At 38.0% G+C, this 22894-nt stretch carries 25 protein-coding genes; 16 read left to right on the top strand and 9 right to left on the bottom strand.

Annotated elements, in window-relative coordinates:
- Positions 1–174: 174 nt before the first annotated feature.
- Positions 175–363: a hypothetical protein gene (locus tag GJV03_RS00750; protein ID WP_252720665.1), complete on the bottom strand. Its 189-nt coding sequence runs from the start codon at positions 361–363 to the stop codon at positions 175–177.
- Positions 364–559: 196 nt separating this feature from the next.
- On the bottom strand, positions 560–1138 hold the full coding sequence (locus tag GJV03_RS00745; protein WP_216070492.1) for a DJ-1/PfpI family protein: 579 nt from the start codon (positions 1136–1138) through the stop codon (positions 560–562).
- A gap of 149 nt (positions 1139–1287) precedes the next feature.
- Between GJV03_RS00745 and GJV03_RS00740 the strand changes: the two genes are divergently transcribed.
- Entirely contained in the window at positions 1288–1761 is a 474-nt protein-coding gene (locus GJV03_RS00740) for a hypothetical protein (RefSeq protein WP_154129236.1), read from the top strand.
- A 159-nt stretch (positions 1762–1920) separates the two neighbouring features.
- Here GJV03_RS00740 and GJV03_RS00735 read toward each other — a convergent pair whose 3' ends face one another.
- A complete protein-coding gene (locus GJV03_RS00735; protein ID WP_004823357.1) occupies positions 1921–2439 on the bottom strand; it encodes a chromate transporter in 519 nt (172 codons plus the stop codon).
- 6 nt (positions 2440–2445) lie between these two features.
- Complete coding sequence (locus tag GJV03_RS00730) at positions 2446–3027, bottom strand: chromate transporter (RefSeq protein ID WP_004823356.1); 582 nt, start codon at positions 3025–3027, stop codon at positions 2446–2448.
- 164 nt (positions 3028–3191) lie between these two features.
- Between GJV03_RS00730 and GJV03_RS00725 the strand changes: the two genes are divergently transcribed.
- From GJV03_RS00725 to GJV03_RS00715, 3 genes are all read left to right on the top strand, one after another.
- Positions 3192–4076, top strand: coding sequence for a LysR family transcriptional regulator (locus GJV03_RS00725; protein ID WP_154129235.1), 885 nt, complete (start codon positions 3192–3194; stop codon positions 4074–4076).
- 211 nt (positions 4077–4287) lie between these two features.
- A complete protein-coding gene (locus GJV03_RS00720) occupies positions 4288–6360 on the top strand; it encodes a M13 family metallopeptidase (protein WP_105713554.1) in 2073 nt (690 codons plus the stop codon).
- A 268-nt stretch (positions 6361–6628) separates the two neighbouring features.
- Complete coding sequence (locus GJV03_RS00715; protein WP_151956353.1) at positions 6629–7660, top strand: hypothetical protein; 1032 nt, start codon at positions 6629–6631, stop codon at positions 7658–7660.
- A 54-nt stretch (positions 7661–7714) separates the two neighbouring features.
- Here GJV03_RS00715 and GJV03_RS00710 read toward each other — a convergent pair whose 3' ends face one another.
- Positions 7715–8707, bottom strand: coding sequence for a putative solute-binding protein (locus GJV03_RS00710; RefSeq protein WP_154129234.1), 993 nt, complete (start codon positions 8705–8707; stop codon positions 7715–7717).
- A gap of 898 nt (positions 8708–9605) precedes the next feature.
- Here GJV03_RS00710 and GJV03_RS00705 point away from each other — a divergent pair.
- The 5 genes from GJV03_RS00705 to GJV03_RS00685 all read left to right on the top strand — a co-directional run bounded on the left by GJV03_RS00705 (position 9606) and on the right by GJV03_RS00685 (position 12905).
- Complete coding sequence (locus tag GJV03_RS00705) at positions 9606–10127, top strand: hypothetical protein (protein WP_154129233.1); 522 nt, start codon at positions 9606–9608, stop codon at positions 10125–10127.
- Positions 10128–10417: 290 nt separating this feature from the next.
- Positions 10418–10912 carry a DinB family protein gene (locus tag GJV03_RS00700; protein WP_154129232.1) on the top strand — a complete coding sequence of 165 codons (495 nt, stop codon included), beginning with the start codon at positions 10418–10420 and terminating at the stop codon, positions 10910–10912.
- Between the two features lie 62 nt (positions 10913–10974).
- On the top strand, positions 10975–11811 hold the full coding sequence (locus GJV03_RS00695) for a hypothetical protein (RefSeq protein ID WP_154129231.1): 837 nt from the start codon (positions 10975–10977) through the stop codon (positions 11809–11811).
- A 438-nt stretch (positions 11812–12249) separates the two neighbouring features.
- Positions 12250–12501, top strand: a complete 252-nt coding sequence (locus tag GJV03_RS00690; protein ID WP_151956350.1) for a DUF6364 family protein — start codon at positions 12250–12252, stop codon at positions 12499–12501.
- On the top strand, positions 12498–12905 hold the full coding sequence (locus GJV03_RS00685) for a PIN domain-containing protein (protein ID WP_154129230.1): 408 nt from the start codon (positions 12498–12500) through the stop codon (positions 12903–12905). The genes GJV03_RS00690 and GJV03_RS00685 overlap by 4 nt, the downstream gene beginning before the upstream one ends.
- Before the next feature lie 186 nt (positions 12906–13091).
- Here GJV03_RS00685 and GJV03_RS00680 read toward each other — a convergent pair whose 3' ends face one another.
- Positions 13092–13562 carry a hypothetical protein gene (locus GJV03_RS00680; RefSeq protein ID WP_154129229.1) on the bottom strand — a complete coding sequence of 157 codons (471 nt, stop codon included), beginning with the start codon at positions 13560–13562 and terminating at the stop codon, positions 13092–13094.
- A gap of 205 nt (positions 13563–13767) precedes the next feature.
- Here GJV03_RS00680 and GJV03_RS00675 point away from each other — a divergent pair, with 205 nt between their 5' ends.
- Positions 13768–14322 carry a hypothetical protein gene (locus GJV03_RS00675; protein ID WP_354666817.1) on the top strand — a complete coding sequence of 185 codons (555 nt, stop codon included), beginning with the start codon at positions 13768–13770 and terminating at the stop codon, positions 14320–14322.
- Between the two features lie 297 nt (positions 14323–14619).
- Here GJV03_RS00675 and gatB read toward each other — a convergent pair whose 3' ends face one another.
- Genes gatB through gatC form a run of 3 tightly spaced genes read right to left on the bottom strand, consistent with a single transcriptional unit; the run spans position 14620 to position 17946 of the window.
- Positions 14620–16101, bottom strand: a complete 1482-nt coding sequence (gene gatB, locus GJV03_RS00670; RefSeq protein WP_004717427.1) for an Asp-tRNA(Asn)/Glu-tRNA(Gln) amidotransferase subunit GatB — start codon at positions 16099–16101, stop codon at positions 14620–14622.
- Positions 16101–17579, bottom strand: a complete 1479-nt coding sequence (gene gatA / locus GJV03_RS00665) for an Asp-tRNA(Asn)/Glu-tRNA(Gln) amidotransferase subunit GatA (protein ID WP_004717425.1) — start codon at positions 17577–17579, stop codon at positions 16101–16103. Before gatA ends, gatB begins: the two co-directional genes overlap by 1 nt.
- 52 nt (positions 17580–17631) lie before the next feature.
- Positions 17632–17946 (bottom strand): Asp-tRNA(Asn)/Glu-tRNA(Gln) amidotransferase subunit GatC, encoded by a 315-nt coding sequence (gene gatC, locus GJV03_RS00660; protein WP_004717422.1) that lies wholly within the window; start codon positions 17944–17946, stop codon positions 17632–17634.
- Between the two features lie 134 nt (positions 17947–18080).
- Here gatC and GJV03_RS00655 point away from each other — a divergent pair, with 134 nt between their 5' ends.
- From GJV03_RS00655 to GJV03_RS21375, 6 genes are all read left to right on the top strand, one after another.
- Positions 18081–19121, top strand: a complete 1041-nt coding sequence (locus GJV03_RS00655; protein ID WP_004717418.1) for a rod shape-determining protein — start codon at positions 18081–18083, stop codon at positions 19119–19121.
- A gap of 31 nt (positions 19122–19152) precedes the next feature.
- The gene (mreC, locus tag GJV03_RS00650) at positions 19153–20010 is read left to right on the top strand and encodes a rod shape-determining protein MreC (RefSeq protein ID WP_004717416.1); all 858 of its coding nucleotides are present in this window, start codon (positions 19153–19155) and stop codon (positions 20008–20010) included.
- Positions 19997–20494 carry a rod shape-determining protein MreD gene (gene mreD, locus GJV03_RS00645; protein WP_004717415.1) on the top strand — a complete coding sequence of 166 codons (498 nt, stop codon included), beginning with the start codon at positions 19997–19999 and terminating at the stop codon, positions 20492–20494. Before mreC ends, mreD begins: the two co-directional genes overlap by 14 nt.
- The gene (locus GJV03_RS00640; RefSeq protein WP_096734838.1) at positions 20482–21048 is read left to right on the top strand and encodes a Maf family nucleotide pyrophosphatase; all 567 of its coding nucleotides are present in this window, start codon (positions 20482–20484) and stop codon (positions 21046–21048) included. Before mreD ends, GJV03_RS00640 begins: the two co-directional genes overlap by 13 nt.
- 51 nt (positions 21049–21099) lie before the next feature.
- Entirely contained in the window at positions 21100–22554 is a 1455-nt protein-coding gene (gene rng / locus GJV03_RS00635) for a ribonuclease G (RefSeq protein WP_004717413.1), read from the top strand.
- Positions 22555–22686: 132 nt separating this feature from the next.
- Positions 22687–22860, top strand: a complete 174-nt coding sequence (locus tag GJV03_RS21375; protein WP_004717412.1) for a PA1571 family protein — start codon at positions 22687–22689, stop codon at positions 22858–22860.
- Positions 22861–22894: the final 34 nt, after the last annotated feature.

The raw sequence follows: 22894 nt of genomic DNA, 5'->3' as shown, positions 1-22894 counted from the left end.
GTTTAGGTGGGGTTGTGGATTTAAGTGTATGATTTTAAATTGTAAGTTGTGTAAAATTGGCGTTATATTTGAGTATAAATTTACACTAATAAACTGTAAAATAATAAGCTTGTATTTTATTTATCACGATGATTAATTATTGACTGAGCATTATCCAGATTCCGAATTGAAAGCTTATATCTTCTTCCATTGTCGATTTTCTTCTGAGAAATTAACCAGAAACGAAACACCTGATTCATCACCAACAAGATATGAGGATGGATTCACCATCAGTACCTTTAATAAAGTCCCTGTTTCAATAGTAATTGGTTCTAAATCATCTTTATTTAAGGTAAGGGGTTGGAGTAATTCAATGATTTCCACTTTTATACTAACCTATTGTTTGAACATAAAATTCTATAAATAATTATTGCACAGCGCAAAGCGCTTTGCTGAGATACAGCGTTAAAAAACGCAACATTGATGGGGCTTTATGTAGCCTAAACATTTTTAAAGTTTCACTGTTGTATAAGGCTAAGTTTTCTCTCAGCGGAAAACTTAGCTTAGACAGTTTTAAATTTTATAAAGTAATCGTTGCACCAAGCGCTTTAACAAATTGGGCTAACCAAGCAGGATGTGCTGGCCATGCTGGCGCTGTTACCAGGTGTCCATCTGTAACTGCTTCAGTGACCGCAATATCTGCATATTGTCCGCCTGCGAGTTTAACTTCTGCGGCACATGCAGGATAAGCGGAACATAAGCGTCCTTTTAATACATCGGCTGCGGCAAGCAGTTGTGCACCATGGCAAACAGCGGCAATTGGTTTTTTAATCGCATCAAACTCGCGAACAATTTCGATTACTCGATCATTCATACGTAAATATTCAGGTGCACGACCACCTGGAATCACTAATCCAACGTAGTTTTCGCTGTTGACTTGGTTAAAGTCATAGTTAATTGCAAAGTTGTGACCACGCTTTTCGCTATAGGTTTGCTCACCTTCAAAATCATGAATCGCTGTTGCTATTGTATCGCCAGTTTTTTTATCAGGGCAAACTGCATGAACGCTATAGCCCAATCCAGTGAGGAACTGAAAAGGAACCATGGTTTCATAATCTTCAACATAATCACCCACTAACATTAAAATTTGTTTAGACATTTTTACACCTTTTGTTCAAATTTTATGATTTATTTCATGTAAAATAACATGCTCTAGTTGCAGTTTTAAGTTGAATTTATACGGCTTTAGTCTTAATTTAACAGACCTAACTGTAATAAAAATTGTATTCAGTGATGAATGAGAAAAATATGAAAAAGTATCTATTGGGTTTAGTGATTGCGGCGGCTGCCATGAGTAGCCATGCTGCGGTAGAAGAAACAGTGTATAGAGGAATGGGCGAGGCATCTGCACAGTTTCCAAGCTTTAAAAAGATGCAAAAGCAGGGGCTAATCAATAAAAAACCGGATATTTCAAGAAATGACTATAATGATGTATATAAATTAAAAAAACCGCTTCAATTTATGGGGCAAACGGTTGCACTGCTATCAGACGAATATATGACACAGTATGCTGGATGTTGTGTCAGTGAGGGTTGGGGAGCTGTTTTAGCTAAAAAGAGTGATATGAAACTCTTGACTCAATTTGCCAAAACCAACCAGTGTTCATTAAGCAAAGTAGAATCAGATGCCAGTAATTATTATGGTTTTAAACTGAAAGCATTACCAACAGCAGAATATTATGAGCTTTCTTGCCGAGAACGTGATTTAGAAAACCAGCAGTAAAATAGATAAATCAAGCTATATAGAGCAGTCGCGATTTAAATCTCAGATTACATTATAAGTTCCCCCTCTTTGCTTTGTGTGATACACGGCATAGAGGGGGGGGAGATGTCTTGACTGAATTTTTATGAATGAACCTGCGTAGGTGGTCTTGATCAATATCTACAGAATTAAAGCACCTGTACCAGCACCAATCACCATTAACCAAACTGGGTGAACATTCTTAAACAGACTTAGACAAATGGTGATGGCGACGATTGCGATCAGTAAAATATTTTGAGCAGAGGCTTGGGCAATAATCCAAGCACTGACTAAAACCAAACCGACTGTAATAGGTTTTAACGCCTTTTCAAATTTCGCCCGAAGTGGATGACTTTTAAAATTATTCCAAAATTTAAGTGCATAAATGGTGATGATTGAAGACGGACCAAACTTTGCAAAAGACGTCACGATCAGTCCCATAGGCCCTGCGACATGCCATCCCACCAAGGGAACAATCATCATGTTTGGACCTGGTGCAGCTTGCGCCATTGCAAACATAGAGCTGAATTGCTCAGCAGTCATCCATTGGTGAATCACAACCACCTGATGTTGCATTTCAGGTAAGATGGCATTCCCGCCACCAAAGGCCAATAAAGACAGTTGAGTAAACACTAAAGTCAGTGCGATGAGAACATACATCTTATTTTACTCCTGAGTCACTTTAGTTTGATTAAATGCTAAAACTGCCATATTCACGGTGACTAAAATCAACAGCGTCAGTGCCAAGGGCAATTTAATCAACAGCATAAAAATAATGGTCAAGATAATGGTGAAATAGGTCAGCTTACTTTTCATAATTGGTTTTAACATCTTAAAACCTGTCGCAAACAGTAGACCCGCAGCAGCAGCAGCTAAACCTTGAATCATGTGCTGCACCATTGGGATATCTTGAAAACTGCTGTATAACTGGTACAACGAGATAACAATAATGGTCGGGGCCAGCATAAGACCAAATACCGCACTAATCGCACCTTTTACACCAGCAAAGTCATAACCAATTGCCACTGCCATATTTACAATATTTCCACCGGGTAAGATTTGGCAGACACCCAACAAGTCGGTAAATTTTTCAGATGTTAACCATTTCTGATCTTCTACAATTAAACGATGTGCTAGAGGGAGTACCCCACCAAATCCCATGAGGCCAAGTTTCATAAAGCCTAAAAATAATGCTTTGCAATTGGGTGTGGTCATGGATTGTTCCATTGGGATTGCTTCAGTATTCATTTAGACCTCTTCAATTTGCTGTGATGTACTTGGCTTGAATATGATTATCTGCTTGTTGAGTTATAAAGAAAAATGCTATTTTTGCTGTTATTCATACCTAAAAAGTATGCTTTAAACATGAATTAGCACGATAAAAATGAAAAGATCGATATTGAGGCGAAAAGATGATTGATATTCATAAGCTTAATGCGTTTGTGGCTGTGGTTGAGGAAAGTAATATTTCTCGGGCAGCGGTACGTCTGAATATGCAGCAACCGCCTTTAACACGGATTATCAAAAACTTAGAAGATGAATTAGACACAGATTTATTGAAGCGTTTACCGCGTGGCGTAGAAGCAACTGAAGCGGGTAAGGCCTTATACCAAGAGGCACTTACCATACTTGCGCATGCACAGGCTATTCCCAAACGCGTGCAAAATATTTCTAAAGGTTTGGAAGGGCAAATCAATATTGGTTTTACCAACTCAGTCGGTTTACATTCCTTTTTGCCTGCTTTACTGCGTAATTTTCGTGAAGTATTTTCAGCGGTATCTATTCATTTGGAAGAAGATGGCAGTAGCTCATTGATTGATTCGATTATCAATGAAAAGAATGACATCGTTTTTTTGCGTAAGCCTGCGCCGATTGGTTTGGGACTCACCAGTTTGCACGTACTTGATGAGCCTTTAATTGTGGCATTGCCCAATAACCATCCCTTAACCGAACATCCTGATGCCATCCAATTACTTGATTTAGAGCCTTATGATTTTGTACTGTATCGCCGTTTAGCAGGACAAGACTTGTTTGATAATATTTTGGCTAGCTGTTATCAGGCTGGATTTAGTCCAAAGATTGTTCAAGAAGCCCCACGTTTAACGTCGAGTTTAAATTTGATTGCAGCAGGGATTGGTTTGTCGATTGTTCCAGAGGCCATTCGAGATTTTTGGAACAAGCAAATTATTTACAAAGCGCTTAAAGCGGATACGCCGTGTATTGCACCAATTTATGCAGTCTATAAGCAGGATGCAGAAAATATCCGTTTAAAACATATTTTAAATTTGCTCGTTTAATTTATAGGTTGACTTGCTAAAGCTCCAACTAAATAAGTGGATTTATATATTTTGAATGTTTGAGCTGTTTTGGAATAATTTATGCTTTGAAACTCTATCTTTAAAACAAAATCAGTGAATCATTGCATTTTTGCTACACATAAAGCCTGAGCTCAAGATTACTATTATTGTTTTAAAATCAAACCTTAGAAATAGAATTGAGGATATCGCTTTGAAACTTGGATTTGTAAAAAGTGTTTTAGCATCTGCAATCATGTTGTCATCTGCACCAGTATGGGCTGAAACAACAGGGCAAATCACTCAAACCACTTCAGCTATTGTGAAAGATCAAAAAAAATCGGGGATTGATCATCAATATTTTGATCAAAATGTAAAAGGAAATGATGATTTTTATCAACATGTAAATGGAGGATGGTTGAAAAATACCGAAATTCCTGCAGATAAATCACGTTGGGGAACTTTTGATATTTTGCATGAAGAATCATTAAAACAATTGCATGATATTGTCGATGAGCTTTCAAAACAGCAATTGGTGGAAGGAAGTTCAGAGCAAAAAGTGGCAAGTCTATATGCCAATTTTATGGATGAAAAAAGTATTGAAGCATTGGGTATTCAGCCGATTCAAGCGGAAATTACCAATGTTGATGCATTGAAAAGCAAAAAAGATATTGCGCAATTGGCCGCACATTTTTCACGTATTGGTGTAACCAGCCCTTTTGATGTGGGTATTGACCAAGACATGAAAAACTCAACTGAAATGGTGGCAATGCTTGGGCAAAGTGGTTTAGGGTTACCTGATCGTGATTATTATTTAAAAAATGATGCCAAATTTAAGAAAATCCGTTCGCAATATCTAAAGTATATTGAAAAAACTTTAACCCTAGCTGGAGACAAGCAAGCCGCCCAGCATGCGCAAGGGATTTTAAAATTAGAAACGCAAATCGCCAAGATACAATGGAGTAATGTTCAAAACCGTGATGTAACAAAACTCTATAATATTTATAAAACGCAAGACTTAGCTAAACTTAGTCCAAAAATTGATTGGCAAACTTATCTAGAAAAACAAGAGTTGTCCGATAAGATTAAAACCATACAAGTCATTCAACCAAGTTACTTCAAAGGGTTAAGCCCAATTGTTGACAATACCTCACTAGAGGTTTGGAAAGCTTATTTTAAATTTCATTTAGTTAGTGATTTTTCATCATTGCTTAGTCAAGCTTTCGTAGACAATAGCTTTGATTTTTATAGCAAACAGCTCAGAGAAATTAAGGAGCAGAAACCACGTTGGAAGCGTGGTGTGCAATTGGTTGAGGGAACTTTAGGTGAAAGTTTGGGCCAAATTTATGTGAAAAAGTATTTTTCTGCTGAGAAAAAACAACGCATGGAAGTCTTGGTGCAAAACTTAATGAAAGCTTATTCTCAAAGCATAGACAAACTGGATTGGATGAGCCCAACCACGAAAGTTCAGGCGCAGAAAAAGTTAGCAAGTTTTGCGGTGAAAATTGGCTATCCAAACAAATGGCGTGATTATTCAGCTTTAGAAATCAAAAATAATGACTTGATTGGTAATGTGATCCGTTCACGTGAATTTGAACATCAATATGCCTTGAATAAATTGGGCAAGCCTGTTGATCGTGATGAATGGGGCATGACACCGCAAACCATCAATGCGTATTACAATGCTTCATTAAATGAAATTGTCTTTCCAGCAGCAATTTTACAACCTCCATTCTTTGATATGGATGCCGATGATGCGGTGAACTATGGTGCGATTGGTGCAATTATCGGACATGAGATCAGTCATGGCTTTGATGACCAAGGCAGTCAGTTTGATGAATTGGGCAATATGAAAAATTGGTGGACGGCAGAAGACCATCGAAAATTTAAAGAAAAAACCAATACATTGGTTGCTCAATATAACGCTTATGAGCCAATCAAAGGTTATCATGTCAATGGTGAGTTAACTTTAGGTGAAAATATTGCTGATAATTCTGGATTGGCAATTGCTTATAAAGCTTATCAACTGTCTTTAAATGGCAAGGCTGCACCAGTGTTGGATAATTTAACAGGTGAACAACGCTTTTATATTGGTTGGGCACAAGCATGGCGTTCTAAAATTACTGATGCAATGCAAGTTGAATTCTTAAAAAGAGATCCGCATTCACCTGATAAAGTTCGTGGCAATGCCACCTTGCTAAATCAAGCACCATTTTATGATGCTTTTCATATCCAGCAGGGCGATAAAATGTATTTACCTGCCAATAAACGCGTGACCATTTGGTAATTATCTGAGCTAAAAGCCTGCCAAGCTGTATCAAGACTTGGCAGGCTTTTTTATATTTTTTTCACATGTTGTATAAATAAATGGTAGTGGAATAGATGTCTAGATAGAGCTTTTTAAGTTTTAACTTAATTGATTATCTCTAATCATTTTTTTTGTGATTTTCTTATCACTTTATTTCGATAAATAGTCAATAAATTCAATGTAATAAGTTTGTTGTTTTGAGCATTTTAAGATATTTTTATGCATAAATATAATTGAGAAATGTCAGGTGAATTTAAAAACATTCTTATTGTTGGGTGGGGTAGGTTTTGTATTGCAGGGTTGTACAACCATGAATACATCAACATCAGACGCTTTTAAACAATATGCTTCTGCTCAAGAACTCATTGATAAGCACAATATTAATGAAAACAATAGTGCATCTAAAGAATATGTTTATGATTGGGGATCAAAACAAAGCGATCAGCAGGTGCAGTCTTTAACACCGAAAAGTTACTTAAGCCGTTATTGTAGTGCCAAAGGTGGTCATTTTTCTCAAGTGCAAAAAAGCACAATGAGTTCTGTTAAGGATATTTGGGCAAAAAAATTATTAAATACTTATAGCAGTGTTAAACAGGGGATCGGTGCATACCAATGTACTGAAAGTAATGGTCAGCAATGGTATGTATCCATCGAACCTTTATCTGAACATAAACTCGATCAAACAGGAACCAGAGTTGTAAATTTACAAACCAAGGTTTTATCTTTGGATGAGCTTAATAAATTTTATAATAACAAAAGCAATATGGCGGCAGTTGCCCAAGAAAAGAAATCTAAAAATAGTTATTCAAAAAGCAGTGATGCAAAAAGCACTGATATAAAAACGAACAATTCAAAAAATGCTACTGTTAACAGCGTAGCAAAAACCGCCCCTGTTAAAGTCGTGGAAGAAAGAAAGCTAGTCGCCGCAGTTACAGAGGAAATGAAAGAAAAGCCTCAGCCTGAAAAAACAATAAAGACACCGCAGTCACAACAGATGCAATTATATATTTCTGCGCGCAAAGAGTTAGGGCGTGGGCAAAATCAGATCAATGCCTGTAACAATGCTGAACGTGCTTATAATTATGGGCGCTTGCATGGAACAAGTGGAATTAATGTCTATGCTGAATCAGGTGTATTGGTGGCAAGATGTTTGACCAATGTGCCAAGTTACAGTCAGCGCTTTTCTAATCCGCAAGATCGAGCCAAACGAATTTTGCAGAATTTGGCGGGTAATCAAAATCATGCAGTTGCCAAACATATGTTAAAACAGATTAAGTGAGGGAATAGGGGGTTTTACCTCAACGAAGTGAAACACCCAAATAAATTAAAAGCGTTATTCATCATTCAATGAACATTCAAAACTACTCGGATTCTCTTTACAACGAACTTTTTTGAGGAAATTCATCATTTGTGGATCATAAATACCTGATTTAGTCAGTGCAATACGAGATTCACGCATCATTTTGATATAGTTCAGTTGTTCATTGGCAGGAATATTCATCCAATATTTTGCAGGAATTTCTTTTTCATATTTGGCTACAATGTTAAATGTTCTGCCTAATTGACTTGCGACCCAAGTTCGAGATTTTTGTCCAAACCCTTGAGGGAATTTGTCTTTGCGAATAATAAAATTGGCCGAAATTTGAGTCAGTGGGAATTTTACGATGCCGCCTTTTTCTCCTAGGCCCTTATAGAGCTCAAAAGGTTTAAATGCAACAACAGGTGCAGGAAGGATATCAATTTCATGATTGTTAAATTTAGCGCCTGCACTGGTGACATCAACAGAAACAGCTTGTGCGCCCACTTGTTGAACCAATTTTGGTTGCGCTTCGTCATAACGGAACACCCCAATTTTTTTACCAGCAGCTTTTGCTAATGTGTTGATATTTTTGTCATTTACAAATAGATATGCTGGGCCAATTGTACCTAATCCTGCAATTTCATAAGGGCCATTGATCATCTTTTCCGCTGCTCGAGGTAAAGACAATAATTTATAGGCTGAAATGGCTGTTTTCATATCCGTTAATGCACCGATCGCATCTAAGGAGCCAATATATTTATTAAATTGGCGACCACGTAAACCACTGATAATTGCACCATCACATTTACCCACTTTTAAGTCTTCTGCGGCGAGCCTTTCGTCAGTAACAGCTCTTAAATCTATATCCGCACCCCAATTTTTTGCTTCAAGTGCATAATCTTTAGCTAGGGCATATGCATCACCTGCTTTACCAACCGGATCAAAAACACATACAACTTGCTTTGCAAAAGCAGGCATCGAAAGTGCGAATAAAGTAGTTATTGTAAGAGTTTGAACCATTTTCATATATATTTCCCTATAAACAGTTATGGCATATCTTATTAAAACGTATGTGCTATTGATGAACTAATGACCATGAGGATTGTTTTTTATGTCAAAAAATCCAACAAATGTAGGTTTTTGAATATAGATTATCGATTGAGATCTGAGATATTGGTCTTTTAGATCTTTAATCAGTTTGAGCTAGATGATGGATTAAGAAAGTATTTTATTTTTGAAATTTGAGATGCTTTCTATTTTTAAATACAACATAAATATTGAATCGAGTTTAGCACAGCAAATGAGCCACTATTTTATAGCAAATTTATCTAGTCAAAAATTCGAGCAATTAAGTGAAATATTGCTTTAATTATATTGAGAATAGATCGAATAATTAGTTGACCAATTATTTCTGCAATAAATTCTTTGAGAAAATTCCATATTTTTTTAAGAATATAGGCGACCCATTGAATTAAAGCTATGATATTTCTACAAATGAAATTGAATATTGCCATGAAAGGATTGCGTTTATTCGACTGCCACCATTTTTGTAGTTTTGTCAGGTTAAGGCGAAGTACGTTTTCGTAGAAAATAAGCGCATAGAGCCAAATACAGAATAAAATACCTAAGCAAGAAAGCGTAATTTGTAGAATTGTCATTGAACGTTGTTTTTAATTTTGAATATAAAGTTTGGACCTATTCTAAACTGTATTTTTAATTATGTTAAGGCGCGATGATTTCACTCTTTTAGGTGAGGATTGTCATCTGCCTCTATCGGATGATTATGGAAAGTTCAGTTTTTCCATTTATCCAGTATTTGATTTTATCTTGTTGTAATGAGAAGTAATTCAAGTTACAGAGTCATAACAGGCGAATAGGTAGCGCTTGTGATACAAAGGATTTAATTTCGAATTGGACTTTGTTTATGTCACGCCAAATTTTCTCCTCAATGCATTCTAAATTTTCCCATATGGGTCGTTCTGTGTTAATGGCGACGGCATTAATGGGAACAGCACAATTTGCTGTCGCAGGGCCGACCGTCGATCAACTTAGCGATTGCTTGGTAAAAGCAACTACAGCAACAGATAAAACTACAGTATTGCAGTGGACCTTTGCTGCACTATCTACACACCCCGATCTAAAAGCATTGAGTAATGTAAGTGATGCGCAAAGAACACAACTCGATCAAAAGTTTGCTCAGGTTTTACAACGGGTAATTGTAGAGCAGTGTTCCGCACAGACCAAAGCAGTGATTGCAGCTGAAGGTGTGCAAGCAGTAGGTGACAGTTTCCAAGAGCTAGGCCGTACGACAGGTGAAGATATTATTAAAAACCCTGAAGTGAAAAAACAGTTACAGGGTGTATTGCGATATGTCGACTTAAATAAATTGGTGATGACTTTTTTAACCCCTGATATTTGGAATAAGTTGGGTGTGATTCGTCCATAAATCACTTTACCTTTACGGAGCAAGACTTCTTATCTGTTCAAAGGAGACGAAATATTCATGATTCAATTGAAGTCATTATAGAAATCTCAAAGAAGCTCCTCTTACTATTGAAAGGGTTTGGGGAGTGGAGTGAATGCATCAAGAAAGCTTGTTTAAAGTGACATTGTTAAAATTAAATTGAGTTTTGGTCTGTAAAAAATTGGTGATTGAGGGTATTTAAAAGATCAGGTTTTTTCAGTGATTGCATGTTATCTTGATGATTTGATTCAAAGAAAGCTTAGGTCAATTTAATGAATTTTGAAAAACTCTTTTTATATAAACAATGGTCAGATCAGCGTTTATTTAAAGCCATAGATCAAATTGATCAAGTGCAATATTTAGAAGATTATAATTTTGCCAAGCAACAATTCAATCATATGATCATTGTCGAAGAGTTATTTAGATCTCGGCTAGAAAACAAAAAAGCGTTGCACAGCCAAACCAATACTGAATTTTTACCCGCCATAGATGAAATTAAACAACGAATTGCTGAATCACATTTATGGTTTATTGAATTTGTACAAAATATTCAATCGGATCAACTTGTAGAAATTATTCATTTTCAATTTATAGATAAAAAAACAGGCAGTCTTTCAATAGAAGAGATCCTCTTTCATATCATCAATCATGGGACATACCATAGAGGCAATATCGCGCATGCTTTACATCATGCTCAGGTGGTTCATCCTGCCGATACATATACAGTATTTATTCATCAAAATGAACCTGAACGTAGAGTGGGATAAATCGTTATCATGATATATGTAAGATGTTGAGTTAAAAACTTTAAGTGAATAGATAAATAAACATGGACAAGAAAGCAGTCACAATTTTACTTAAAACCATTAAAAGCTCGCAGGATCAAAATTTAGAGCGTTGGTTTTATTGGGATACATACATGCAATTCATTACTGAAGATGAGTTTGAATATGCAAAAAGCCATTCCGTTATGTTTGAGCAAGAAAAAATAAGTCACAATGAAATCTGTCGAAGAATAAAAACAGCAGTTAATCAAATTGAAAAGCAATCTGTGGTGGATGCATTTATTTACAGTCTAAGTACAAGACGATTGGAGTATCGATCTTTTTTATCAAGTTACTGTATTGGTAAAAGTTTGATTGAACATGACTTTGTTTCCAGTCCAGAACCAAACTCAAATATATGTGCAGTTTGTGGGCTATATACATATGAGTTTGAAAGACTCATTGAGTTTAATACACTCAATTTCTTTAAATACAAACATGGAAGCTGTACAGATAATTTGATTTCTATTTTATTTGATTTGGAACAATTTCTTAAATTTCCTGTCGTTGAACCAAGCGATGAAGATTACAATATTCTCAATGAACTCAAAACGATAATAGAAACAGCTCAACCCAATGACAGAATAGCTCAACTTAAAAAGAGTATTTCTAAAGCACTCAAGTCCAATGACGATGAGCGTTTGGGGCTTTTAGAGATTTTTGGGGTGATTGGTATTTTGCATGATGACAAGCATTTTGGCTATACAGATAAATATGTGACATATCCAGAAAGAGAGCACCGACCGATTAGAAATGATGATGTGAACTATCCAACACGATGGTGGCAAGGACAGTTTGGCGTTGATCGTGAGAAATGGGATTATTGGTTTAAAAATAAATGATCAGTAGCGCTCCTCATCTCGTAAACGGAGGGAGAACATTCATTATTGGATGAATAGCATGATTAAGATCATATGAAGCTCCCTCTGGGAGAGGGTTGGGGTGAGGGAACCTTCTCACAAAAAATGACATCGAAAAGAAATAATCTATTTGGATATCTGGGAGAGATTTTAAAAACTAAGGGTATATATTTTATGAACTATAAGATTGCTCTTGAATAGTATCATTCTGCCCATACATATACGGTCTTTATTCATCAGTATGAACCTGAGCGTAGAGCGCTTTGATAGTTTAAAAATAACAGATGATTTTTGTTTTCTGATATTAGAAATAAGTTAGGTATTGTGAAATCAATCGTTGTCTAATTTGGTTAAAATTTAATTGTTAAAAATTAACCAATACGTATAATTAATTAAATGATACGTATGAGGTGAAATCTTATGCAAGCGAAATTGACCTTGTCTATAAATAAAAAAGTGATTGAACGGGCGAAACTTTATGCTCAGGAACATGAGCAGAGTGTTTCGAGTTTGGTTGAAGCTTATTTAGATCGTATTTCAGCACACACTGAAATTTCGAGTGATGTTCAAGCGCCTATTACTAGAAGTTTGACTGGGATGTTTGCCATTCAAGACCAAGGGCAAGATTATAAGGCATTGCTTTCTGAAGCTCGTATGGAAAAACATAAATGAGCGAGCGGATATTTATTGATTCTGATGTAATTTTGGATGTGGCTTTAGCGCGTCAGCCTTTTGTTGAGGCAAGTCAAACTGTTGTAGCGTTGTGTGAGAAAGGGCATTTTACAGGGTGCATTTCTTCGAACAGTGTTGCCAATATTTATTATATTTTGCATAAGTTGGGAGGTGATGAGAAAGCGCGTCTTTTTATTCAACAACTTTTAAAATTCTTGGTGATTATCCCTGTTGATCATGTTGGGATTTCTCAAGCGTTGGTGTCTAAGTTTTCTGATTTTGAAGATGCAATTCAATATTTTTCTGCGTTGAGTTTTGGTTGTAGCAAAATCGTGACGAGAAATATTCAGGATTATAAATTTGCTGAAATAAGTGTTGTTTTACCGAGTGCTTTTATCGGCTGAGGGTATTTTGCCAGATAAAAAATTTTGAGAAAAATAATAGATTTAAATGTATCCCAAATTTTAAAAACTCAACATATAAATCCTTTAAACAAAGAAAACCCGCTCTAAAACGGATTTTCTTTTTAAAATAAAATCAGCTTAACCAATCAATATTTTTTTAATGCTTTGGCTTAAAGTAAGGTTGGCTTAGTTTAATGAGCAGGCTTTACCCTGATACTCATAGCGATTTACCTCATAACTTTTACCATCCCAACGATATACCGCAAAACATAAACCTGGACCTCCATTTTCAATATCAGGCCAGCCGTCTTTGCCTGTGCTTTTTAGAAAAGTCGGTATACCCGCGTTTTCAAAAATAGTTTTCCATTTCCCATTTTTCTGTTGTGCAATAAGGTGGTATCCCACGCCTGTATTACCGTAGCACATGCTGCTGTAGTCTGAAATAACAGCATCATTTAGCCCATTTTTATTTAAATCCCGATATACAGTAATTTCACCTGTTTCGCATTTTCCTTCCCAACCATGCTTTGTTTTTGCAAAACCTGCTGCTTTAAAAATTAAATTTGAATCTTTAGAGGGAATATCAGGCTTTGATTTGGCACAGCTCATAGAAGTTAAAAAGATTGTGGTTACTAGTAAGATAAGTTGATTTTTCATGTTTTAAAGTTCTTTTACCATATACGTTATACAAACAAGATTTTGTAGTTGAATGAAAAGTGTAAATTAAAGATATGAAATTTAAAATATTTAATTTAGAGATGGCTCTATAGTTATGGCCTAGCATCTTATATTTGTTAATATCTACGTTAATTTTATTCGCTTTATTTAAGATATGAAAAATATAGTTATTGGGTGTTTAGTATTGAGCTTAGCTGGATGTAGTGCTGGTGTTGTCAATCAATCGAAAAAAATAGTTGGGCACAAATTATATCAAGATTCAACTGAAAATTTGACTAGCCATCTTCGTATTCAACAAGGTGAAAACTTTAGCGTAAGGATATATCCAAATGGATGTATGACCTCGATGCAACCTAAATTTTTGATGTCGCCAGAAGTTGAAAATATCAATATTTTGGGTGGACAAATTCGTTATAAAACTAAACTGTTAAATATGTCTTTTCCTCCTAAAGACATTCAGTTTGCTGAGTTTAAGATCCCTTCAGAACGTTTTTTAGCGTTGAGTGCGTATAAGAGTTATCACACAGGTTCAGAAATGCGTGGTTGCAGTGTTAATGCTGTTTATAAGTTTGCGACAAATAAGAATTATGAGTTATTAGATAATTCTGGTGGTATAAAGTGCTCTTTGGAAATTAATGAAATCATGCCAAATGGGGACAGAGTTGAGTTAAAACCACTTCGATATTTGAATAATGTGAATGAATGGGCAGGGTGTGACGCTCAGCTTAAGGGGTTGTGAGATTCTTGTTTTGATAATTTTGAAAAAATTATTTTAATCCCTAATCCTTGTGAAACAGCGCATCTTATCTCTTTAAACTAGAGGGACTATTCATGATGCAATTTAAACCATTATAAAATTCGCAATGATGCCCCCTCTCCCTCTGGGAGAGGGCTGGGGTGAGGGTGTTTTTCCATATAAAAAATTTTGAAATAAAACAATAGATTTGAATATAACCAAATTTTTAAAAGCTAAACATACCAATGCCTTAAAAGAAAACCCGCTCTAAAGCGGGTTTTCTTTTAAAATTAAATCAGCTTAACCAATCAATTTCTTCATCAATTCATTGACTTGAGCAGGGTTGGCTTTACCACGAGAGGCCTTCATTACTTGACCGACTAGACCGTTGAATGCTTTCTCTTTACCAGATTTATACTCTTCAACCATCTTCTCATTGGCAGCAAGTACTTCTTTGATAATGGCTTCAATGGCACCTGTATCAGTTTCCTGTTTCAAGCCTTTTTCAGCAATGATGTCATCTGCAGTTTTGCCTTCTTCCCACATAAAGCCAAACACTTGCTTAGCAATCTTACCGCTAATGGTATTGTCAACAATACGTGCGATCATCCCACCCAGTTGTTCTGCCGAAACAGGAGAGTCTTGAAGTTCAAGGCTGGCTTTATTTAAAGCACCAGAGAACTCACCCATCACCCAGTTTGCAGCAACTTTACCTTGAGCCGCGCCGCCAGAAGCAGTAACAACTGCTTCATAGAAGTCAGCCAATTCACGAGACAGGGTCAGTACATGTGCATCATATTCAGTCACTGCAAAGTCTGCGATAAAACGCGCACGACGTGCTTTAGGTAACTCAGGAAGTGCAGCACGTGCAGCTTCAATTTGCTCATTTGCAATGATCACTGGAAGCAAGTCAGGGTCAGGGAAGTAACGGTAATCATTGGCTTCTTCCTTAGAACGCATTGAACGTGTTTCCATTTTGTTCGGATCGAACAAACGGGTTTCTTGATCAATACGACCGCCATCTTCCAAGATGTCCATTTGACGTTGAATTTCAACATTGATGGCTTGTTCGATAAAACGAAATGAGTTGAGGTTTTTTAACTCACAACGGGTACCAAATGGTTGCCCCGGACGACGTAACGATACGTTACAGTCAGCACGGAATGAACCTTCAGCCATGTTACCGTCAGAAATACCTAACCAACGCACCAATGTATGAATCGATTTGATATAAGCAACGGCTTCTTCAACTGAACGCATATCAGGTTCAGACACGATTTCCAGTAAAGGTGTACCAGCACGGTTTAAGTCGATGCCAGACATGCCTTCGAATTGATCGTGAATCGATTTACCTGCATCTTCTTCCAAATGCGCACGAGTCACGCCTATACGCTTCACTGTGCCATCTTCAAGCTGGATGTCGATATGGCCTAGCCCGACGATAGGATTGTCCATCTGGCTGATCTGGTAGCCTTTTGGCGAGTCTGGGTAAAAGTAGTTCTTACGCGCAAACACAGAGGCTTGGTCGATATAGGCATCAATCCCCAAACCAAAACGAATTGCAAGATCAACCACTTCTTGGTTTAGCACAGGAAGTACACCCGGCATTGCCAAGTCGACAAGGCTGGCTTGAGTATTCGGGTCTTGACCAAATTCAGTTGATGAACCTGAAAAGATTTTAGACTGAGTTGCAAGCTGTGTGTGAATCTCAATACCAATAACGACTTCCCAACCGTCAATCAGCTTTGACACGGATGGTGCTAACTTTTGAGCTTCAGTCATTATGCATTCTCCTCAGCAATTGCCGCACGTTTAGTATGCCAATCTGTATTTTGTTGATATTGATGCACAATTGAAAGCAATTGTGATTCTGACCAATAGTTACCAATTAACTGTAAACCTACTGGGAGATTATTCGTATCAAAACCAACAGGTGCATTAATGGCTGGTAAGCCGGCCAAGTTCACCGCAAGTGTATAGATATCGCCTAAATACATTTCGGTTGGACTCAAGTTCGCACCGATTTTGTATGCTGTCGTAGGTGCAGATGGTGCTGCAATGACATCGACATTCTCAAAAGCTTTTAAGAAATCTTGTTGGATTAAACGACGAACTTTTTGTGCTTTCACATAATAAGCATCGTAATAACCAGCAGAAAGCGCATAAGTACCAATCAAGATACGACGTTGTACTTCTGCACCAAATGCTTCTGAACGAGAGCGTTTATAGAGATCTAAAATATCCGTTGGGTTTTCACAACGGTAGCCATAGCGAACACCGTCATAACGTGACAAGTTAGAAGACGCTTCCGCAGGCGCGATCAAATAATAAGTTGGTACATAGGCTTCAGTCATGTTGAGGTCAATCTCAACCAATGTCGCGCCCATGTCTTGCAATTTTTTCAAAGATTCTTCAACACGTGCCTTAACTTCTGCATCGAGGCCTTGAACATTGAAGTATTGTTTTGGAATACCAATACGTAAACCTTTCACTGCTGTTGCATTTAAGTTTGCAACATAGTCATCCACTTCTTTGTTGATTGAGGTTGAATCTTTGAGGTCATGTCCAGCAATGGTGTTCATCAAAAAGGCACAGTCTTCAGCAGAACGTGCCATTGGGCCACCTTGATCCAGTGATGACGCAAATGCAATCATCCCGAAACGAGAGACACGGCCATAGGTCGGTTTAAGACCGGTTAAGCCACAGAAAGAAGCAGGCTGGCGAATTGAACCACCTGTGTCGGTACCTGTTGCAAGCGGTGCAAGATCAGCCGCAACAACAGCCGCAGAACCACCAGAAGAGCCACCAGGAACATGTTCTAAGTTCCATGGGTTTTTAGTCGCGCCGTAGAATGAACTTTCAGAGGTTGAACCCATTGCGAATTCATCCATGTTCACTTTACCTAAAGTCACTAGGCCAGCTGCTTTGGCTTTCGCCACCACAGTTGCATCATAAGGTGAAATGAAGTTGTCCAGCATTTTTGAACCCGCAGTGGTTTTAATCCCTTGGGTACAGAAAATATCTTTATGCGCCAGTGGAACACCAGTCAATACGCCAGCAGTTCCAGATTTTAGTAAGTTGTCAGCAGCATCAGCTTGAGCCAATGCTTGTTCGGGAGTGACCGTTACATACGATTTGACACGATCATCAATTTTCGCAATACGGTCCAAATAATGCTGAGTCAATTCACGAGATGAAAATTGGGCAGATTTTAAGCCTTCTGTCATTTCACGAATCGATAAACGGTGTAAATCAGTCATGAGTACAATTCTTTACGATTAATTTTTTAAAATAAGTTCATTTGATCAAATATTATTCAATCACTCTCGGAACGAGGTACAAACCATCCTGAGTTGCAGGAGCAATGGCTTGATATTCTTCACGATGGTTCGCTTCAGTCACGACATCTGGACGAAGTGGTTGCGGATTATCAAATGGGCTCTTAAGTGGCTCAACACCATCGGTATTGATCGCTTTTAAGGTCTCCATCATCCCTAAGATTTTATTTAAACTTTGAGCATATTCAGCAGATTGCGTATCATTCAGCGACAATCGAGCAAGATTGGCGATTTGCGATACAGTTTGTGCATTTAATTCTGCAGAATGCTGAACATCTGAACTTGACATGATGTCTCACCTAATCAGTTTTAAAAAAATTCAAAATATCGTGCGTTATAATAAGCGATTGACTTGTTCAAATCATCACATTTAGTTAAAGTTGCCATCTTGCGTCCATATAAAGTTTAAACTGAGAACGACCCGTGATTCTAAAACGACTAATTGGCTTGTTTTCGCCAGATCTAGCCATTGATTTAGGTACTGCAAATACACTTATTTATGCACCAGGAAGGGGCATTATATTAAACGAACCGACAGTTGTGGCGATTCGTCACAGTGGTTCGCAGAAAATTGTTGCAGCTGTGGGTTTAGATGCTAAGCAAATGCTTGGTCGTACCCCAGCCAATATTTCTGCAATCCGTCCGATGAAAGATGGTGTTATTGCAGATTTCGAAGTTACTGAAACCATGTTAAATCAATTTATTGGTAAAGTGCATGAAAAACGTTTATTTCCACCTGCACCTCGTGTAGTGGTATGTGTACCATGTAAATCAACATTGGTAGAACGCCGTGCGATTCGTGAAGCTGTGTTTAACGCAGGTGCACGTGATGTACGTTTGATTGAAGAGCCTATGGCTGCTGCGATTGGGGCGGGTATGCCTGTTGAGCAAGCGTGTGGTTCTATGGTCGTAGATGTGGGTGGTGGTACAACTGAAATTGCCATCATTTCTTTACAAGGTTGTGTGTACGCAGATTCTTTACGTATTGGCGGTGATGTTTTTGATGAACAAATTATTAACTATGTACGTAAAGCACATGGTTGTGTAATTGGTGAAACAACGGCTGAAACTATCAAAAAAGAAGTGGGCATGGCTGTTGCTGATGGCACAACTTTAGAAATTGAAGTTCGTGGTCGTAACCTTGCTGAAGGTGTACCGCGTGCTATTACGGTAACTTCAGATGAAATTACCCAAGCGATTTCTGATCCATTACAAAGTATTGTTTCTGCTGTGAAATCGGCACTTGAGCAAACTCCACCTGAGTTATCTTCTGATATCGCAGAGCGTGGTATTGTGTTGACAGGTGGCGGTGCATTACTGCGTAACCTAGATAAGTTGCTTGCTCAAGAAACAGGTTTACCTGTTGTTGTAGCAGAAGATCCTTTAACTTGTGTAACGCGTGGTGGCGGTAAAGTCTTAGAATTCTTTGACAATCCAAACCATGATATGCTTTTTGTAGGCTAAACTATACTCGATTAAGTTTAAGGATGAGGCGGTGCAACCGAATCTCTTTTCAAGACAACCGCCATCTTTTCGCTCGTTCATCATTGCGGTCATCACTTGTTTGGTAGTGCTGTTTTTTAACTGGCGCATGCCACAAGTGATTCAACCTGCAAGAGATGTCTTGTATGCGGCATATAATCCAATTTATGCCTTAGCAAGCTATCCTGTATTGTCGAAAGAATGGCTAAATCAACAAACTAAATCTGAGGCTCAGTTACGTCGTGAAAATACCGCGATGCAAGCTGAATTGCTTCAGGCTCAAGTACGTCTGCAAAAACTCTCTGAACTTTCTGCTGAAAATACCCGTTTACGTGGTTTGCTCGATACGCCATTGATTATCGATGGACGTATGGAAATTGCAGAAGTGATTGGAACCGATGCTGACCCATTGCGTCATATCATTATCATTAACCGTGGTGAAGCCAATCATTTAAAAGTTGGGCAAACCGTTTTAGATGATAAAGGAATCATGGGGCAAATCATCAACGTCTATCCACATAGTAGCCGTGTCATGTTGCTTTCCGATAAAGAACATTCTTTATCTGTACGTTTAGAAAGCTCAGGTATGCGCGCCATCGTGACGGGTACTGGTGATTTAGGACATTTGAAAATGGAATATGTTCCAACAAGTGCCAATATCAAAGTGGGTGATAAAGTTTATAGTTCAGGTTTGGGGCAACATTTCCCAGCAGGCTATTTGGTCGGTTCTGTATCTAAAGTCATGCGTCATAACACGGGTGAGTTTGCGCAAATTGATGTGGTTCCCGCTGCACAATTAGCAGGTGGTCATCATGTTGTGGTACTTTTCTCTGATTCTTTAGCGATGGAGCAGCCAAATGTTGATCGCTAAGAAATTACCTTCTGAAAAGCAACGTAAAGATCCATTATGGATTATTGTTGTCTCAATTATTATTGGTTCAATTTTAGTGGTTTATCCGATGTCCTATGCATTAGCAGGATGGCGGCCACTGTATATGTTTTTAATCATGCTATTTTGGGTGCTGTGTCAGCCTACATGGTGTGGAATTTGGTTTGCATTTACCATGGGGCTATTTACTGACTTATTGTTAGATGCACCTTTGGGGATGAATGCATTGAGCTATGTGCTGATTGCATTTTTAACTCGCTATTTTATTCGAGAAAGACGTGTACTGACATTTAGTAATCTTTGGATTATTAGTATGTTTGCAATTCTCGCGCATTTGGTCTTTACCTTTATGGCGCAAGTGATGGCTGGTACGCATTTTTCGATTACCCGTCATTGGCAAACATTGGTTTCGAGTATTTTTTGCTGGCCAGTTCTTTATTATTTATTAAGAAGATGGCGCATTTAATTCTGGCCTCAGGCTCGCCAAGGCGTAAAGAGCTGCTTTTACAAGTGGGCTTGGATTTTAGCATCCACAGCCCAGATATTGATGAATCTGTCTTGGAACACGAACAGATTGAGCAGTATGTCCAACGTTTGGCTGAAAGCAAAGCCAAAGTGGTATTGGCGTTGCATCCGCAAAGCACTGTTATTGCAGCAGATACAAGCTTGGTTTTTGCCAATCAAATTATTGGGAAACCAACATCTAAGCAGCATGCTTTTGAAATATGGACATTATTGTCAGGTCAAAAACATGAAGTGTTGACAGGTGTTTGCGTTGCAAATGCACATCAATTATTGAGTGTCGTGGTTCGTACGGAAGTTGAGTTCCAACAATTCAGTCTGAATGATATGGAAGAATATTGGGCTACAGGCGAACCTTTGGGGAAAGCTGGCGCATATGCAATTCAAGGTATTGCGGCAAAGTATGTGACAGGTATAAATGGTAGTTATAGCAATGTGGTTGGGCTACCGTTGCATGAAACGATACAGTTACTTGATCGTATAGATCAGCGCAGTTGAGGCACTAAATTAACTGCTGAAAAGAATTTTTATAATGTTTTGAGTTTAGTTATGTCTGACGAGTTATTGATTAACGTCACACCTATGGAATGTCGTGTGGCGCTAATTCAAAATGGTACGGTCAACGAACTGTTTGTTGAACGAACTGTTAAACGCGGGTTAGTCGGGAATATTTATAAAGGAAAAGTTGTCCGTGTACTTCCAGGGATGCAAGCAGCCTTTGTCGATATCGGGTTATCTCGTACTGCATTCTTACACATCAATGATATGATTTGGCCGCGTAATCAACCTACGCCAAATGTCTTTGAGTTATTACAACCCGGTCAAATTCTGACGGTTCAAGTGATGAAAGACATGTTGGGCACTAAAGGTGCGCGACTCAGTACCGATCTTTCTATCCCATCTCGTTATCTTGTCTTGATGCCATATGGCAGTCATATTGGTGTATCGCAACGGATTGAGTCTGAAGAAGAACGTGACCGTTTACGTTCGATGATTGAAAGAATTCAAAGCGAGCATAAGTTGCCGGGTTCAGTGATTGTACGTACAGCCGCTGAAGGAATTGAAGAGGCTTCAATTGCTCAAGATATGGCGTATTTAGCCAAGCTTTGGGAATTTATTCAGAAAAAACAAAAAATTATTGCAGTACCTTCGCTGATTTTTGAAGAACTTCCTTTACCACAACGTGTTATTCGCGACTTAGCCAATGATGATACGGCAACGATTTATGTCGATTCACGAGAAATACATGCCAAGTTGCAAGAGTTCGTTTGTGAATTTGTACCGAGTATGGAAAGCCGCTTGCAGCACTATCCTGGTGAGCGTCCACTTTTTGATTTGTACAATGTTGAAGAAGATATCCAAAAAGCATTACAAACCCGTGTAGCTTTGAAGTCAGGTGGTTATCTAATGATAGATCAGACTGAAGCGATGACCACAATTGATGTCAATACAGGTTCGTATGTTGGCGGTCGTACGCTAGAAGACACCGTATTTAAAACCAATATGGAAGCGACACAGGTGATTGCGCGCCAATTACGCTTACGTAATTTGGGTGGCATTATCATTATTGACTTCATTGATATGCAGGAAGCTGTACATCGTGAAGAGGTCATGAACCAGTTTGATAAAATGCTGGAACGTGACCATGCAAAAACCAAGATTACCCAAGTCTCTGAACTTGGCTTAGTTGAAATGACACGTAAACGTACCCGTGAATCATTAGAGCATTTGTTGTGTGAATCATGTCCGACCTGTCAAGGGCGCGGATTTGTGAAAACAGCAGAGACAGTGTGTTACGAAATTTTTCGAGAAATCTTAAGATATACCCGTGCTTATGAGTCTAAGAGTGGCTTTACTGTTATCGGTCATCCATCGGTGATTGATCGCCTATTAACTGCGGAAGCCCCAGCTGTCGCGGATTTAGAGCATTTTATTAATCGCGTGATTAAATTCCAAGTCGAAAATTTATACACGCAAGAGCAATACGATATCATTTTGAGTTGAAATTGTAACAGGATGTCGTTAAACAGTTGTTACATCTGAAATTTTACTTTTTGAACTGATTTCACAATACTAGATTACAAAGGTAGCCAAAGACTTTCTCCCTTTCACAGTCTTAGCAAGTGAGGTCATAAAATGAGTGTAAGTGAACAATTAATCAGTCGTAGTATCAAACATGTGTTGGAAAGCCAGCCTAAAAATACATGTGTTATGTTAGATGACAATGGTCAAGAAGTGAAAATCACCAAAGACATGGTGGTTAATGTCTGTCATCAACTGTTAAATAAGTGTCGTAATGTTAAAGATTAAGGGGCATATATTAGCCCCTTAATTTTTGAATCAA

Source organism: Acinetobacter sp. RIT698 (genome assembly GCF_009668065.1).
In the GTDB taxonomy this organism is placed as follows: domain Bacteria; phylum Pseudomonadota; class Gammaproteobacteria; order Pseudomonadales; family Moraxellaceae; genus Acinetobacter; species Acinetobacter guillouiae.
The sequence above is the reverse complement of the archived record's forward strand: the minus strand, read 5'-3'. Positions and strand labels throughout refer to the sequence as shown.